The sequence below is a fragment of the Pseudomonas sp. 01L34 genome (genome assembly GCF_056400265.1).
Map to the genome: position 1 here is coordinate 1 of NZ_JBFTSX010000009.1, position 15,388 is coordinate 15,388.

The following is a 15,388-nucleotide window of genomic DNA, read 5'->3' on the forward strand; positions in this document are numbered from 1 at the left end:
CCGGCGCCGACACCCTCAGCGGCGGCAGYGGCGACGACACCTACGTCATCGACAACGCCACCGACAMGGTCACTGAGCTCGCCGACGAAGGCCRCGACCTGATCCGCACGRCGGTGAGCTACACCCTCTCGGCCAACGTCGAAGACGGCGTGCTGCTCGGCACCRCCGCGTTGAACCTCACCGGCAACGAACTCGATAACAGCCTCACCGGCAACGCCGCCGCCAACTTCCTCGACGGCAAGGCCGGGGCTGATACCCTGGACGGCGGGGCTGGCAACGACACCTACGTGGTCGACAACCTCGGCGACACGGTAATCGAGCGCGGCACCTCGCTGAGCGAAATCGACACGGTGCTGTCGTCGATCAGCTACACCCTGGGCAGCAACCTCGAGAACCTGACACTCACCGGCAGCGACCAACTCGACGCCACCGGCAACGCCCTGAACAACGTGCTGATCGGCAACAGCGGCAACAACGTGCTGGACGGTGGCCTCGGCGCCGACGTGATGATTGGCGGCTTCGGCAACGACACCTACGTCGTCGACAACCTCAAGGACGTGGTCACCGAAACCAGTACCCTGGCGAGCGAAATCGACACCGTACGCGCCTCGGTGAGCTGGACCCTGGGTGCCAACCTGGAAAACCTTACCCTCACCGGCAGCGACAACCTCACCGGCGTCGGCAATGCCCTGAACAACGTGCTGACCGGCAACAGCGGCAACAACGTGCTCAACGGTGGCGCGGGCCTGGACACCATGAGCGGCGGTGCCGGCAACGACACCTATGTCCTCGACCAGGCCGGCGAACTGGCGCTGCTGCAGGAAACCGCCGACCAGGGCCGCGACCTGTTGAACATCAGCTACACCTCGACCCTGGCCAGCAGCACCGTCGACCTCAGTCAAAGCAACCTGCTGAACGTCGAAGATGTCACCGTCACCGGCCTCGGTGCCTTCACCGTGATCGGCAACGACCTGAACAACACCCTGCTCGGCAATGCCGCCGCCAACTTCCTCGACGGCAAGGCTGGGGCTGATACCCTGGACGGCGGGGCTGGCAACGACACCTACGTGGTCGACAACCTCGGCGACACGGTGATCGAACGCGGCACCTCGCTGGTCGAAATCGACACAGTCATGTCGTCGATCAGCTACACCCTGGGTAGCAACCTCGAGAACCTGACACTCACCGGCAGCGACAACCTCGACGCCACCGGCAACTCCTTGGGCAACCGTCTGACCGGTAACAGCGGCAATAACGTTCTGGATGGCGGAACCGGCGCCGACCTGATGATCGGCGGCACTGGCAACGACACTTATATCGTCGACAACCTCCAGGACGCGGTCACCGAGACCAGTACCCTGGCGAGCGAAATCGACACCGTACGTTCCTCGGTGAGCTGGACCCTGAGTGCCAACCTGGAAAACCTCACCCTCACCGGCAGCGACAACCTCACCGGTGTCGGCAACGCCCTGAATAACGTGCTGACCGGCAACAGTGGCAACAATGTGCTCAATGGTGGAGCAGGCAACGACCTGCTTGATGGTGGTATGGGCAATGACCTGCTGATAGGAGGTCTGGGCACAGACATCCTGACGGGCGGCTCTGGTGCCGACCGGTTTGTTTTCAATTTACTCAGTGAGCTGGGCAAAGGGGCAAACAGTGACGTCATCACCGACTTCAGCAGCCTACAGGGCGACAAGATCGACCTGTCAAAACTCGATGCCAATATGCTCACCACTGCGTTCAACGCCTTTACATTCATTGACTCGAATGCGTTCACAGGAGCAGGACAACTGCGTTTCGAGGATCATGTGTTGTACGGCAACGTCAACGGCAGGCTGGATGCAGATTTCGCAATCCAACTGGTAGGCGTCGATACCTTCAGTGCCAAGGACTTGGTAGTTTGACCAAGGTTTGAACAATACGCCCTGACCAATGTCGGGGTGTTTTGTTTTGTATCACCAAGACTGAACCCAAGCGCCAAGACTTGAACGCGAAAAATGTCGGGGGCCCCGTTCACCCCAACACCCCTAACTCTTTCGCCCGAGCCACGGCCTGCGTGCGCCGCTCAACACCTAATTTGCTGTTGATATGACTGGCATGGGTCTTGACCGTATGCAGCGAAATGAACAACTGATCACTGATTTCCTGATTCGAACATCCCTGCGCGATCAGCCGCAAAACCGCCAGTTCACGCGTACTGAGTTGTTCAGCAACAGGCGATGACTCAACCACTGGACGGGAGGCCATGGCCGGAAGCTTTTCCAGCAGATGCTGCGAAACCGGCGTCGGCGCACAGGGTTGAAGTTGCCCACGCAGCCAGTCCGGATGCTCGGCCAGTAATCGGTCAAACGGTTGCAGGACACCTCCGGCGGCCGCTTCCAAAGCCTGGGCCAGCGCCTTGCGGGCCTCGGGTTCGCGTCCGCCCGCCAACAACAGCGTAACGTTCTGATTCAGCGCCATCACGCTGAGCATCTGCCGACCGCTACGCTGACCGTGTTCATGCAGCGCATTCAGGCGCCCTTCGGCGAGCATGGGCTGGCCCTTCATCATGTCCAGCACCGCCTGTTGCAACTCAATGTGCAGCGGTAGTTGTGGATGGAATTCCGGGGGGGCAGCCGGGTGCTCGCCGTTATAGGTCTGGCCCAGTCGCGCAAGCCAGGCTTCGGCCAGATCGGTGCGACCCTGAGCCAGCCAGAGTTCACATTTGACCAGGGTAATCATCGCCAGATAGTAAATCGGCGGGACGTCCCAGATGTGCATCAGGCGCTCGGCCTCGGCAAGTTCGGCGAAGGCCTTCGCGAATTCGCCGCTGTTGCCCTCCAGCCGGGCAATCACGCAGTGGCCGATCAATACGCTGATATCGCGACAGGCCCGGGCTTCGCCCAACCCCGCTTGCAAACGTGCCCGTGCGGCCTGGGGTTGCAAGCGCAGCGCCAGCAAAAAACCCTCGTACAAGGTCAGGCGTGCGCGCACCGCATAAAGCCGTTGTGGGGATAAACCTTGCAGGCGTTGCAGCCCCTGACGGACTTCATCCAGCGAACGCAGGATCTCCCCTCGCGCCTGCAATACCCGGGCGCGGTCGTAATGAGCCAAGGCCTCGAACAACGGATTGCCAACGCGCTGTGCCAACTCCAGCGAATCACGATTCAACCCCCGGGCACGCCACAAGTCGCCATCGGCAATCGCCAGATTGGACAAGGTCGACAGGCACATCAGTCGCTGTCCATACCGTTTGGCCGGCAGGCTTTCCAGTGCTTCGGCGCAATAGAGCATGGTCAGCTCGCGATTGCCTCGCCCCCGGGCAATGATCCCGCTCAGGGCCAGCCATTGCGCCAGCATGGATTTTTGCGCAGTAGCCGACGGCGCCGGCAGGAAGCGGCTCAGGTGACTGGCCAGCTCTTCGGCGGCGTCCAGTTGACAGGCCAGCCCCAATGCCCAGCTGTAGAGCACGATCAGCCGTGGCGTGCTGATTAACAGGCTATCGGGCAAGTCCATTTTCCAGCGCAGCAACATGCCGACGTTCTGCTCGGCCAGCAGTTGCTCTTCAGAAAGGTTTTGCACCAGATTCGCCGCGACATCCAGATGCCCGGCGCGCAACGCCTGCTCCACCGCCTCATCGAGTAGCCCTTGGGCGTTGAACCAGCGGCAGGCGCGCAGGTGCAAGCTGGCCGTCGGCACCATCGCCTGGGCGGTGGGCCGGCTGCGCAACAGATCGGAAAAAAGGTGGTGATAGCGATACCAGTGACCGTGTTCGTCCAACGGCACCAGGAACACCTGATGCGCCAGCAGGAAACGCAGGATTTCGGCGCTGTCATGGGCTTCGCGCACAGCGTCGCACAGCTCACTGCAAAAGCGCTCCTGGGGCGCGGTGTCGTACAGGAATGACTGCACCTCGGCGGGCAGGCAATCGATGACTTCTTCGAGCAGGTAATCGCGAATCAGTCCTTCCCCGCCGTACAGCGATTGGGGCAATGCACCCTCGCTGCCCGCCTCGGAGGCCGCCAATAGCCAAAAGCGCAGCCCTGCCACCCAGCCTTCGCTACGCTGGATCAAATTCTCCAGCGCCTCGCCACGCAATGAAATGCTGTGTCGATCCAGCAGGCTCAGGGCTTCATCATGGGTCAACCGAAGATCCTGCTCATGCAACTCGAGCAGTTGCCGCGACAGCCGCAGGCGTGCCAGATGCCAGTCCGGACGCTGCCGACTGGTGACCATGACCAACAGGCCATCGGGTAAATGATTGAGGAAAAACTGCAGACAACGATCGAGCACCGGCCCCTGGGCCAGATGATAGTCATCAAGTACCAACAGCAGCGGCGTGTTGGGTGAGAGGTGCACGGCCAGTTCATCGAGCAAACCGTCCAGCCATTCTTCAAAGGCGAACGGTTGATGACGTTGGCGCATTTTCAGCAGCCCCAACGCCTGGCTGCCCAGTTGTGGAAAGTAGTCCTGAAGACCTTCGAGCAGGCGCTCAAGAAAACGGCCGGGATCACTGTCCCGCAGACTCAAGCCCAGCCACAGGCTTTGCCAGTGATCCGGCAACCCCTGACAAAACTCCACCGCCAATGAACTCTTGCCGAACCCTGCCGGCGCGCTGACCAGCAACAGCCTGCCACCGAGACCTGCACTCAGGCGCTCGCACAGACGCGGCCGCAGCACATGGCCGGCGGGCAGCGGAGGCCGGAAAAAACGCCCGTCCAGTGCCGCGACGGCAACGCTTGCAGGGCCCGGAAGTGGGGACAGATCAGTCATGGCCGGCTCTTGTTTGAAATACTGATGGCGGCGTTACAGATGTCCGCAGCCTAGCGGTAAACGAAGAGCTATTGAAGGTTATTGCTACAAATGGCTACAAAAAGACTACGAGCAAAAATGTCGGTAAACCGGACAGCCACACCGGACAACGATCTTTATGAACTGCCAAAAAAAACGCCCCGAACCAGTCGGGGCGTTTTTTCGAGGATGCGGCCTCGGGTTACAACGTTTTAGCGAACGCCTTCCTGACGCAACGCGGCCGGAGTGAAGTCGGCGGTGCTGGCGGTGAAGCCGAAGTTATAGGCCGACTTCTCTTCGTTCTTCATGCCCAGTGCCAGGTAGCGGCCCGATTGCAGGTCGTACAAGGTTTCGAGGGCGTACCACGGCACTTGCTTGTCGTAGTAGTTCTCGGAGTGAGCCTCGGCGACGCGCCACAGTTGCCCGCGACCGTCGTAGTGGTCGACCACTGCCGCCTGCCAGGTGTCTTCGTCAATGTAGAAGTCACGTTTGGCGTAGATGTGACGCTGACCTTCCTTAAGCGTCGCGACCACATGCCAGACCCGGCGCAGTTCATAGCGAGCCAGGTCCTGGTTGATGTGACCAGCCTTGATGATGTCGGCGTACTTCAGCTGTGGCGAATCGAGCTTGTAGCTGTCGGAGGCGATGTACATCTCTTTCTTGCCTTCGAGCTTCCAGTCATAGCGATCCGGCGCACCGTTGTACATGTCCAGGTTGTCGGAGGTACGCAGGCCATCGGCAGCGGTACCCGGCCCGTCATAAGACACTTGTGGCGCACGACGCACTCGGCGCTGCCCGGCGTTGTAGACCCACGCCGAACGCGGCTCTTTCACCTGATCGAGGGTTTCGTGCACCAGCAGCACGCCACCGGCCAGACGAGCCGGCGCGGTCACTTTCTGCTTGAAGTAGAACAGAATGTTGCCCGGGTTCTTCGGGTCGTAATCCTTCATCCTGTCGCGGAACACGAACTGGTCCTCGAAGTACACCAGGCTGAACGAGCCGTTCGCCTGCGGCGTGGCCTGGGTTATCAGACGGGTCACACTGCCGCCGCGATAACGGGTGATATGGTTCCAGATGACTTCAACGCCACTTTTCGGAATCGGAAACGGGATCGCGGTTTCGAAGTTCTCCAGACCATTACCACCGGACACCAGGTTAGTGTTGGTAGCGTTCTTCTTGATGGAGGCAAACACCTCATCCGGCACAGTGGCGCCACGATGGGACGGGTAGACCGGCATCTTGAAGGTTTCCGGGTAGCGCTTGAACATCGCGTACTGGCCCGGCGCGAGTTTGTCCTTGTACTGGTCGACGTTCTGCGCGGTGATGGTGAACAGCGGTTTTTCACTCGCGAACGGATCAGACAGAAAACCCTTGCTGTCCACGCTACCGGCGTTTTTTGGCATCGGTTTCCAGGCCGGGATCGAGCCGTCGGCGTTGCCTGCCATCTCGGCCCCCATCGGGGTCAGGCTCTTGCCCAGCTTGTCCGCTTCGGCCGCAGGGACCGCCGCCATGACAGCGGTCGCCAGCAGCGAAAGCCCCAGAACACCAACATGGAACAGACTCTTTGTTATTTTCATAAATGTGTTCGTCCTGAAAATGCAGTGCTTAGAAGTTCACGCCGAAGCTGAGCGCAACGAAGTCGCGGTCATCTACGGTGGTGTACTTGCCGTCAAAGAAGTTGGTGTACGCCAGGCTCGCGGTGTAGGTGTTCTGGTATTCGGCATCGAGCCCCAGGCTTACCGCTTTACGACCTTCCTCGAAGTTGCCGCCAGGGCCTGGCGAGTAACCGCTCACGTCGTGGGACCAGGCCACGTTCGGCTTGAGGTTCACACCGGCGAATACGTCGGGGTATTCCCAAATGGCCCGGGCGCGATAACCCCACGAAGTAGCCGTAGTGAAGCCGTCGTTGTTGCAATTGCGGCTGCGGTTGTTGGTAGCGGCACCCGCGCCGGCACCATTGATGGTGCTGGTGTTGAGGATCGCCGAGCAGGTATCGAGGCCACCGGTGGACGGCAGTTCGCCAGGCCCGTAGACCGGGTCACGGCCATAACGGACGTCAGAGGTACTTTCCAGGCCTCCGACGTGGGTCACGCCCACTTCGCCCACCAGGGTCAGGCGGCTGGCGCCCATGACCTGATCGAAGAAGTGCGTCAGGGTGGTCTGGAACTGGGTGATTTCCTTGCGGCGATAGCCGTGCAAGTCCTGACCCGGCACACCGTTAAGCAGCGAAGCATTGGTCAGGGTGCCGCCCAATGGACGCACGCCGGCGAACAGAATGTCGGTGGAGTTGAGCTGCACCGGCGCGTTCGGACGATAGCTGAGCTCACCGCTCCACGCCGTGCCGGTAGGCAAGGTGGTGGAGAAACTCAAGCCGTAGAGGCGGATGTCTTCCGGGTACTCGACGAAGTAGTTCGAGTTACCCGCGACCACCAACGGCGCCAGAGCCCGAAGCGCCCCCGGCAAGGCCGCTGCCTGCGCATAGGCCGATGCTGGAGCCCCCGTAGCGCTGAAGATCGGCGCACGGCTGTGGTAGTTCATGAAGTAAGCACCGAACTCGGTGTCCAGCGGCTCGAACATGTATTTGAGGGACGCGCCCCACTGGCCACTGTCCCGTGCATCGCGATCAGGGCCACGACGCACCAGTACACCTTCGTCGTTAACGTCGACGCCCAGCCTGGCCAATGTGGGCAAGGCGGCGCCCGGAATGGTCGAACGCTTGTTCAGCACGCGCAGGTTGTTGTCGCAACCGTCGGCAATGATGTCGGGCTGGGAGAAAAAGGTGCCGCAGTTATCGACGACGGTCTGGTCCCATTCCAGTTGATAAAAGGCTTCGGCCGACAGAGTGTCGGTGAGGCTCTGGGACACGTAGAACATGTTGACCGGGATCAGACCTTCCTTGACCTCGGCGCCGGGACGACGAAACGCGGAGACGTCGATCGGGTTGATCGAGTTGATGCCGCCGCCGATGAAAGTACTTTCACCCCAGCTCACAACCTGCTTGCCCAGACGCACGGAACCCGGCTGATCGGCAATGGAGTAGTTGTGGTAGACGAAGGCGTCGAGGAGCTCGCCGCCGGAGGATTTGGCGCCTTCCTTGCGGTTGCTGTCGCTGATGTCCTTGAATTCGCGGCTTTCATCCTTGAGCTCGAAGTCGTACCAGTATTTGCCTCGGACGAAGACACCGGTGTCGCCGTATTTCAATTCAAGGTCATGAATACCCTTGAAGATCTTCGAGAAGGTTTCGCCACTCTTGAAGTTGGCGTGACCGTCATCGGACGTCTGGGACAGGCCATGGCCCCCGTTATTGACGCCGATCAGGTTTTTGTTGGGACTCTGAGTAGACCAACTGGCTCCGATCGACAGGGATGAGTCGAATTGACCTTCGATTTCACCAACGTTGAAACTGACGCCGAATGCGGGCCCGGCGAGCGAAGAGGCAAGACTGACCGCCAGGGGCAGTTTCGCCCGGCGCCAGAACTGGTTTACTGATGTCATCGACGCTACTCCATGTGCATTATTGTTATGGCTTAGTACTTTTAAAAACGCTGTGGGTAACCGGAAGCCAAGCGGTCCGAAGTCACTCCAAAGTTGCATCGCCCCGTTTATTGCGTGAGCTCCGTTCTTAAAAATCCTTGAGCGGACTATAGCCAGCAGGTAGTAGTGCTTGATCCCTCTAAAGTGTGATTTGCGCTGCCGGCCACCCTGGAACAGTCCTTTCGCCAGTCCGACACATGTCGGCACGGCAAGGATGGCTGAAAAATCGGATTTCACAAGCCAAGCGCTTGCTTGGTGGCTCTGGCGTGCCCTTTCGGGCACGCCAGATGACGCTTAAAGCGTCGAGAGGAAGGTGCTGTTGTTGGCCTGCCATTCGGTGATGTCGACGCGGATACGCTTCTTGTCGAGCTTGCCGACGCTGGTCTTGGGAATTTCAGTAACAACGGCGATCTGACTCGGGATAGCCCACTTGCTCAGGTGCCCCTGTTCAACGTACGGCTTGAGGTGCTCCTTGAGTTCCCTGGCCCCGATCTGATGCCCTTCGCGAACCACCAACAGCGCAAATGGGCGCTCGCCCCACTGCGGATCGGCGATGCCCACTACTGCTACCTCACGTACCGCAGGGTGGCGACTGATCAGGTCTTCCAGGTCCAGGGAAGAGATCCACTCGCCACCGGTCTTGATCACATCCTTGATCCGGTCACGGATGTCGATCACGCCCATGCTGTCCAGGGTTGCCACGTCGCCGGTGTGCAGCCAGCCCCCGGCCCAGAGCTCGGCGCCTTTTTGCGGCTCGTTGAAGTAACCCTCGGTGAGCCACGGCGCACGCAGCACCAGTTCGCCCTGGGTTTCACCATCGGCAGGCAGGAAGTTGCCCTCGGTGTCGACGATTGCCGCCTCGACCAACGGCCCCGGCACACCAGCCTTGATCCGGTAGGTGGTGCGTTCGTCTTCGGTGCCGGCCATCAGCTCATCGTTGAGGTGGGCGCATGATACCAATGGCCCGGTCTCCGACATGCCATAGGCGGCGGTCAATTGGATGCCCTTGGCCTTGGCGGCGTCGTACAGCGCATGGTTGAGCGCACTGCCGCCGATGACGATTTTCCAGCCACCGAAATCGACGTTTTGCGCCGCCTTGGCATTGAGGACCATTTGCAGAATGGTCGGCACGCAGTGGGAAAAGCTCACCTTCTCCTTGCGCCACAGCTCCACCAGATACTCGGGGTCGTAACGGCCCGGATAAACCTGCTTGAGCCCGAGCATGGTCGCCACATACGGCAAGCCCCAGGCATGCACATGGAACATCGGGGTGATCGGCATGTACACGTCGTTGGTGCCCAACAGCCGCACGCTGTCGATGGCGCCCATGATGGTCGCCACGCCCATGGTATGCAGCACCAGTTGCCGATGGGTGAAATACACGCCTTTGGGGTTACCGGTGGTGCCGGTGGTGTAGAACGTGGTGGCCACCGAGTTTTCGTCGAAGTCCTGGAAGTCGTACTGCGGGCTCGCCGCGGCCAGCAGTTGCTCGTACTCGCCGACAAGGTTCGGCAACTCGGCAGTTTTTTCCGGCAAGTCGGTCAGCAGCAGGGTTTTCTCCACCGTGGTCAGGTGCCCGGCAATCGCCTTGTACAAACCGACGAACTCGCTGTTGACCAGCACAAAGCGGTCCTCGGCGTGGTTCATGGTGTAAAGAATCTGTTCTGGCGACAGCCGCACGTTAATGGTGTGGATCACCGCGCCGATCATCGGGATGGCGAACATGCACTCCAGGTAGCGATGGCTGTCCCAGTCCATTACCGCCACGGTATCCCCGGCCTTCACGCCGGCCTCTGTCAGCACATTGGCCAGCCGCGCAACCCGCTCGATCAGGGTCGGATAGCTGTAGCGCAACTGATCGCGGTAGATGATTTCGCGAGTTTTTTCGTAACGGGCGCCGGACATCAGCAGCCGTTTAATCAACAGCGGATACTGGTAAGCGCCCTCGGCTGGAGGAATAACGCGAGTCTGCAACATAAGAGTCCCTTTTTGACTGCACAGTCTTGGCTGCTAAAGCTAAGCACTCTAGAGGCCTTGAACGCCAGCCAAATCAGCCAAAGGTATGATTTGCAGAACCGTACAAATGCTAGCTTTACGCCAGCACTTGCGAGAATTCGTCAGCCGTTACGCCATTTTTCCTACGGCAGCCTCGGCCGGTGTCCGGGGGAAAACCATTGCAGCCACGAAGGTCAACGCCGCAATACTCGCCAATATCAGGTAAAGACCTACAAAACCTTGGCGCGGTTCGACGAACGAAATCAGCGGAATCGCGGTAGCACTGGCACCGAACGATAAACAGTAACGCAGCGCGAAGACTCGGGATTGCCATTGCGGCGCGACAAAGTTGGCGACCATCGCATCATTCACCGTGACCTGGCCAAACACCACGAACATGAACGCCGCACCCAGCACGATCACGGCCCAGCCGTCGACATAGGCCAACCCGAACAACAGTGGCGCCTGGCACAGCGTCAACACTATGAACGGCCATTTCAGACTGAAACGATGCAAGACCCGGCCGATGCTCAACTGCGCCACGGCGCCGAAGGCATACGCCAGGCTGACCACGACGCCAAGGATTTGCGGTGAAGTAAACAAATCGTGCAGGCGTTCCTGAAACAATTTCGGATAGGTCATGGTCGTTGCGTTGAACACCACACCGCCGGTCGCGGTGGCCAAGGCCAGTACGCCGAACACCATGACCATGGAAATCCGCTGACCGGCCGCATCTTTGAGCGGTGTGTGCGCACGCTTGGGGATCGGTTCTTCGCGCACCTGAAACGCGAAACCGATGCCCAGCCCAATCGCCACCATGCCAGGCAAAACGAATGCCGAACGCCAGCCGAGTTGCGCCACCAGCAACCCGGTGATCAGCGCCGAAAACGCCACGCCAAGGTTGCCCCACATGCCGTTGATACCGATTTCGCGGCCCCGGTTGTACGCGTAAGCCACCAGCATCGCGGTGCCCACCGGGTGATAGATCGCGGCGAAAATACCGATCAGCGTCAGGCCGAGTACCAGCATCGGTGTGCTGCTGCTCACGCCGGTAAAGATCGCTGAAGCGCCAATGCCGAAAAAAAACACCAGCATCATTTTCCGTCGGCTCCAGCGATCCCCCAGCCAGCCGGCCGGCAGCGAACAGGCGCCAAAGGCAATAAAGCCGCCGAGAGACAGGCCGATCATCGCGGCGTAGTCCAGTGCGAAGGCCTGGGTCATGCCGAGAACGGCGGCGGGAAAAATCAGCATGAACATGTGATCGATCACATGAGCTGCGTTGATATAGCGAAGGACATTTCTGGACTGGTTCATCGCGGCACGCTTACGTTGTAGTGAGCGGCTTATGCTAAGTTGGCGAAAAAGAGTAATCCTGACAACAAAGTCATTGGATCTGACATGTTAATCAGCCATTTCCTGCACGGGCCGGTCAGCGCCTATCCGCGAGATTACGTGGACGGTGCTCACCAGGAACTGCATCAACACCGCGAAGCTCAGTTGCTGTACGCCGTTTGCGGCACCATGCGAGTGGTCACTGCGCAAGGTGCCTGGGTCATTCCACCAACCCGAGCCGTATGGATTCCACCATTGGTGGCGCATGAAATTTTCATGTCGGGCGAGGTGCGCATGCGTTCGCTGTTCATTGCCCCCGAACTGTCGCCGCCAACGCTGCAACAGTGCTGTGTGCTGGCCGTCACACCGCTGCTGCGCGAGCTGATCCTGCGCGCGGTGCAAGGTCCGCGACACGCGGAAAACTCATTGATTCAGAAGCTGATGCTGGAAGAGATCGCCAGCCTGGAAAACCTTCCGCTACACATTCCAATGCCCGAGGACCGACGCCTGCAGGGCATCTGCATGGCGCTGCTGCGCGCACCGAATCACTCCAACACCCTGGAAGACTGGGCACAACAGGTCGGCGCCAGCTCTCGAACCTTGGCGCGGCTGTTCCAGCAGCAACTGAAGATGAATTTCAATGCCTGGCGCCAGCAACTGCGCCTGATGGAAGCCCTGCCGCGTCTGCTCGCCGGGGAAAGCGTGCAGAGCGTGGCGCGCGACCTGGGCTACGGCAGTGCTCGGGCGTTCAGCGCAATGTTTCGCCGTTTGCTCGGGGAAAACCCTCGGGAATACCTGAACGCGCTGAACAAATTGAGCGAACTCAATCCCCCGTAGACACTCAGCGCGATCAATGCATCTCGGTGAACGCGAGTTTCACGCCGATGGCGATCAGCACCGCGCCCATGGTCCGGTCGAACCAGTGGCCCATGCGGGCGAAACCGGCGCGCACGCGTTGTTGACTGAACAACATCGCCACCAGGCAAAACCAGAGCGCCGTTGCCGCTGCCAGATAGATCCCGTAACCGGCCTGTACCGCCAGCGGCGTGTGCGGGTTGATCACCACGGTGAACAGCGACAGGAAAAACAGCGTGGCTTTCGGGTTCAAGCCATTGGTCACGAACCCCGCAGTGAAGGCGCCCCGCGCGGTGCGCTCACCCGCTTCCTGGTGCAGATCGTCAGCCGCAGGTTTGGCCGGTTGCGCGCGCAGGGCCTTGTAGCCGATGTACAGCAGGTACGCGGCAGCGGCCCATTTCAAGGCGTTGAACAGCACGATCGACTGAGACACGATCAACCCGATCCCCAGCAGCGAATAACCGACGTGCAGGAAAATCGCCGAACCGACGCCCAGCGCCGTCCAGGTCCCGGCGCGGCGACCGTGAGTCACGCTCTCTCGCACCACCACGGCGAAATCCGGGCCGGGGCTTGCAACAGCCAGCAGGTGAATCAGCGCAACGGTCAAGAATTCTGTCCAGTACATGGGGGCTCCCTTTGGCCAAGCGTAACTGCTTGTTTCATCTGGTAGGCTCGGCAGATTACGCCTTCAGTTCAACGCACAAAAGGTACAGTTGATGACGAACTCTCGCCACGCCGTTTTCCTCGACCATCCGTCCCTGGACCTCGGCGATCTCGACCTCAGCCCACTACGCGAGTGCTTCAGCGACTTGCAGCTGTTCGCCCAGACCACGCCTGCGCAGGTGATCGAACGCCTCAAAGGCGCCACTGTCGCCATCACCAATAAAATCCTGATTGATGCGGCGGCCATGGCGGCCAGCCCCGAGTTGAAGTTGATCCTGATCACCGCCACCGGCACCAACAATGTCGACCTTGCTGCAGCCCGCGCCCACGGCATCACTGTTTGCAATTGCCAGGGTTACGGCACGCCGTCGGTGGCTCAGCACACGATCATGTTGTTACTGAACCTGGCGACGCGCCTGGGCGACTATCAAAAAGCCGTCGCCGAAGGTCGCTGGCAACAGGCGAAACAGTTCTGCCTGCTGGATTACCCGATCGTCGAACTCGAAGGCAAAACCCTCGGTTTGCTCGGCCACGGTGAACTGGGCGGTGCCGTCGCGCGGCTGGCCGAAGCGTTCGGCATGCGCGTCTTGTTGGGGCAGATTCCGGGCCGCCCTACCCGCCCGGACCGCTTGCCGCTGGACGAGCTGCTGCCGCAAATCGACGCCCTGACCCTGCATTGCCCGCTCAACGAACACACCCGACACTTCATCGGTGCCCGTGAACTGGCCTCGATGAAGCCCGGTGCTTTCGTGGTCAACACCGCGCGCGGCGGCTTGATCGACGAACACGCATTGGCCGACGCCCTGCGCAACGGCCACTTGGGCGGCGCGGCCACCGACGTGTTGAGTGTCGAACCACCGACTGCGGGCAATCCGCTGCTGGCCCAGGACATTCCACGGCTGATCGTCACCCCGCACAATGCCTGGGGCAGTCGCGAGGCGCGGCAACGGATCGTTGGCCAGTTGACGGAAAACGCTCAGGCTTATTTCAGCGGTAAAGCGCTGCGGGTCGTCAGTTGATAAACTGCGGCACTTTTTTTCAAGGAGCAGAGTATGGATCCGCGCAGTGAAGTACTGCTTCGTCAGGCCGAGTTGTTCCAGGGTTCGGTGCTGCTGGCCGGTTTGCCCGCCGACGACTTGCTGGGTCGCCTGCCCGAGACCCACGGCTGGTGCTGGCACGCCGGCGATCAAGCAGCACTGGACGCCCGTTTCGCCGGGCGCAGCCATTTTGGCGTGAATGCGCCCGAGCGCGAATTCGACAGCGCCGTGGTGTTTCTGCCCAAGTCCAAGGACCTGACCGACTATATCCTCAACGCCCTAGCCTCTCGTCTGGCCGGTCGTGAGTTGTATCTGGTCGGCGAAAAACGCAGCGGCATCGAGGGCGCGGCCAAGCAGTTGAACCCCTTCGGCAAACCACGCAAGCTCGACAGCGCACGGCATTGCCAGCTCTGGCAGGTCACCGTGGCCAATGCGCCAGAAGCCAAATCGCTGGAAAGCCTGGCCCAGACCTATGAACTGCCATTGGCCGAAGGGCCGTTGAAAGTCATCAGCCTGCCGGGCGTGTTCAGCCACGGTCGACTGGATCGCGGCAGCGCCCTGCTGCTGGAACATCTGGACAAACTGCCCAGCGGCCACCTGCTGGACTTCGGTTGCGGTGCAGGCGTGCTGGGGGCCGCGGTCAAGCGGCGTTATCCGCACAACCAGGTCACCTTGCTCGATGTCGACGCATTTGCCGCCGCCAGCAGTCGCCTGACCCTGGCCGCCAACGGTCTGGAAGCGGAAGTGCTGACCGGTGACGGCATCGACGCAGCGCCCATGGGCTTGAGCGCGATTCTGAGTAATCCACCGTTCCATGTCGGCGTACACACCGACTACTTCGCCACAGAGAACTTGCTGCGAAAAGCAGCTAAACATCTGAAAAATGGCGGCGAACTGCGGTTGGTTGCCAACAGTTTCCTGAAGTATCAGCCGCTGATCGAAGAGCACTTGGGCGCGTGTGCGATCAAGGCTGAAGGACAGGGTTTTAGAATCTACCGGGCCAAGCGTGGCTGAAAACGCTTTTGCAAAAGAGGGCTTGCCCAATCGGATTTGCCTAGGCAGAATCCGCTCCGTCCTAGGGGAGTAGTCTCCCACGAGCGCCATGCTCGTCCGGCATACGTCAACATACTTGGTCCTCAGACCATGGCGTATGCGACCCACGCGTCCGCATCAGACGGATCGCAGGGTTTGACAAGACC

General features: G+C 60.2%; 9 protein-coding genes, 1 pseudogene and 1 riboswitch. Of the genes and pseudogenes, 4 read left to right on the plus strand and 6 right to left on the minus strand.

Annotation, left to right across the window (positions count from 1 at the left end):
• Positions 1–1,907 (plus strand): annotated as a pseudogene (locus AC1DQM_RS25245) (calcium-binding protein); the annotation flags it as partial.
• 109 nt (positions 1,908–2,016) lie between these two features.
• Here AC1DQM_RS25245 and AC1DQM_RS25250 read toward each other — a convergent pair.
• The 5 genes from AC1DQM_RS25250 to AC1DQM_RS25270 form a co-directional block, all read right to left on the minus strand.
• Entirely contained in the window at positions 2,017–4,755 is a 2,739-nt protein-coding gene (locus AC1DQM_RS25250; RefSeq protein WP_477747015.1) for a winged helix-turn-helix domain-containing protein, read from the minus strand.
• 230 nt (positions 4,756–4,985) lie between these two features.
• Positions 4,986–6,350: a DUF1329 domain-containing protein gene (locus AC1DQM_RS25255; protein WP_018929604.1), complete on the minus strand. Its 1,365-nt coding sequence runs from the start codon at positions 6,348–6,350 to the stop codon at positions 4,986–4,988.
• Positions 6,351–6,378: 28 nt separating this feature from the next.
• The gene (locus tag AC1DQM_RS25260; protein WP_064616192.1) at positions 6,379–8,268 is read right to left on the minus strand and encodes a DUF1302 domain-containing protein; all 1,890 of its coding nucleotides are present in this window, start codon (positions 8,266–8,268) and stop codon (positions 6,379–6,381) included.
• A 333-nt stretch (positions 8,269–8,601) separates the two neighbouring features.
• Entirely contained in the window at positions 8,602–10,284 is a 1,683-nt protein-coding gene (locus AC1DQM_RS25265; protein WP_018929602.1) for a fatty acid--CoA ligase, read from the minus strand.
• Between the two features lie 147 nt (positions 10,285–10,431).
• On the minus strand, positions 10,432–11,616 hold the full coding sequence (locus AC1DQM_RS25270; RefSeq protein ID WP_477745545.1) for an MFS transporter: 1,185 nt from the start codon (positions 11,614–11,616) through the stop codon (positions 10,432–10,434).
• Positions 11,617–11,700: 84 nt separating this feature from the next.
• Here AC1DQM_RS25270 and AC1DQM_RS25275 point away from each other — a divergent pair, with 84 nt between their 5' ends.
• Positions 11,701–12,471 (plus strand): AraC family transcriptional regulator, encoded by a 771-nt coding sequence (locus AC1DQM_RS25275; RefSeq protein ID WP_111454523.1) that lies wholly within the window; start codon positions 11,701–11,703, stop codon positions 12,469–12,471.
• A 13-nt stretch (positions 12,472–12,484) separates the two neighbouring features.
• Here the strand turns inward: AC1DQM_RS25275 and AC1DQM_RS25280 are convergent, their stop codons facing one another.
• Positions 12,485–13,114, minus strand: coding sequence for a LysE family translocator (locus AC1DQM_RS25280; RefSeq protein WP_019582369.1), 630 nt, complete (start codon positions 13,112–13,114; stop codon positions 12,485–12,487).
• Between the two features lie 91 nt (positions 13,115–13,205).
• Between AC1DQM_RS25280 and AC1DQM_RS25285 the strand changes: the two genes are divergently transcribed.
• A complete protein-coding gene (locus AC1DQM_RS25285) occupies positions 13,206–14,171 on the plus strand; it encodes a 2-hydroxyacid dehydrogenase (protein WP_477747016.1) in 966 nt (321 codons plus the stop codon).
• 33 nt (positions 14,172–14,204) lie between these two features.
• Positions 14,205–15,203, plus strand: a complete 999-nt coding sequence (locus AC1DQM_RS25290) for a class I SAM-dependent methyltransferase (protein ID WP_111454522.1) — start codon at positions 14,205–14,207, stop codon at positions 15,201–15,203.
• Between the two features lie 51 nt (positions 15,204–15,254).
• A riboswitch (yybP-ykoY riboswitch) is annotated at positions 15,255–15,379 on the plus strand.
• The last annotated feature ends 9 nt before the right edge of the window (positions 15,380–15,388 follow it).

Bases quoted from the DNA above. Each gene is read 5' to 3' on its own strand.
- AC1DQM_RS25280 (WP_019582369.1), bottom strand. From the start codon at position 13,114: ATGTACTGGACAGAATTCTTGACCGTTGCGCTGATTCACCTGCTGGCT.
- AC1DQM_RS25260 (WP_064616192.1), bottom strand. From the start codon at position 8,268: ATGACATCAGTAAACCAGTTCTGGCGCCGGGCGAAACTGCCCCTGGCG.
- AC1DQM_RS25250 (WP_477747015.1), bottom strand. From the start codon at position 4,755: ATGACTGATCTGTCCCCACTTCCGGGCCCTGCAAGCGTTGCCGTCGCG.
- AC1DQM_RS25285 (WP_477747016.1), top strand. From the start codon at position 13,206: ATGACGAACTCTCGCCACGCCGTTTTCCTCGACCATCCGTCCCTGGAC.
- AC1DQM_RS25255 (WP_018929604.1), bottom strand. From the start codon at position 6,350: ATGAAAATAACAAAGAGTCTGTTCCATGTTGGTGTTCTGGGGCTTTCG.
- AC1DQM_RS25290 (WP_111454522.1), top strand. From the start codon at position 14,205: ATGGATCCGCGCAGTGAAGTACTGCTTCGTCAGGCCGAGTTGTTCCAG.
- AC1DQM_RS25275 (WP_111454523.1), top strand. From the start codon at position 11,701: ATGTTAATCAGCCATTTCCTGCACGGGCCGGTCAGCGCCTATCCGCGA.
- AC1DQM_RS25265 (WP_018929602.1), bottom strand. From the start codon at position 10,284: ATGTTGCAGACTCGCGTTATTCCTCCAGCCGAGGGCGCTTACCAGTAT.
- AC1DQM_RS25270 (WP_477745545.1), bottom strand. From the start codon at position 11,616: ATGAACCAGTCCAGAAATGTCCTTCGCTATATCAACGCAGCTCATGTG.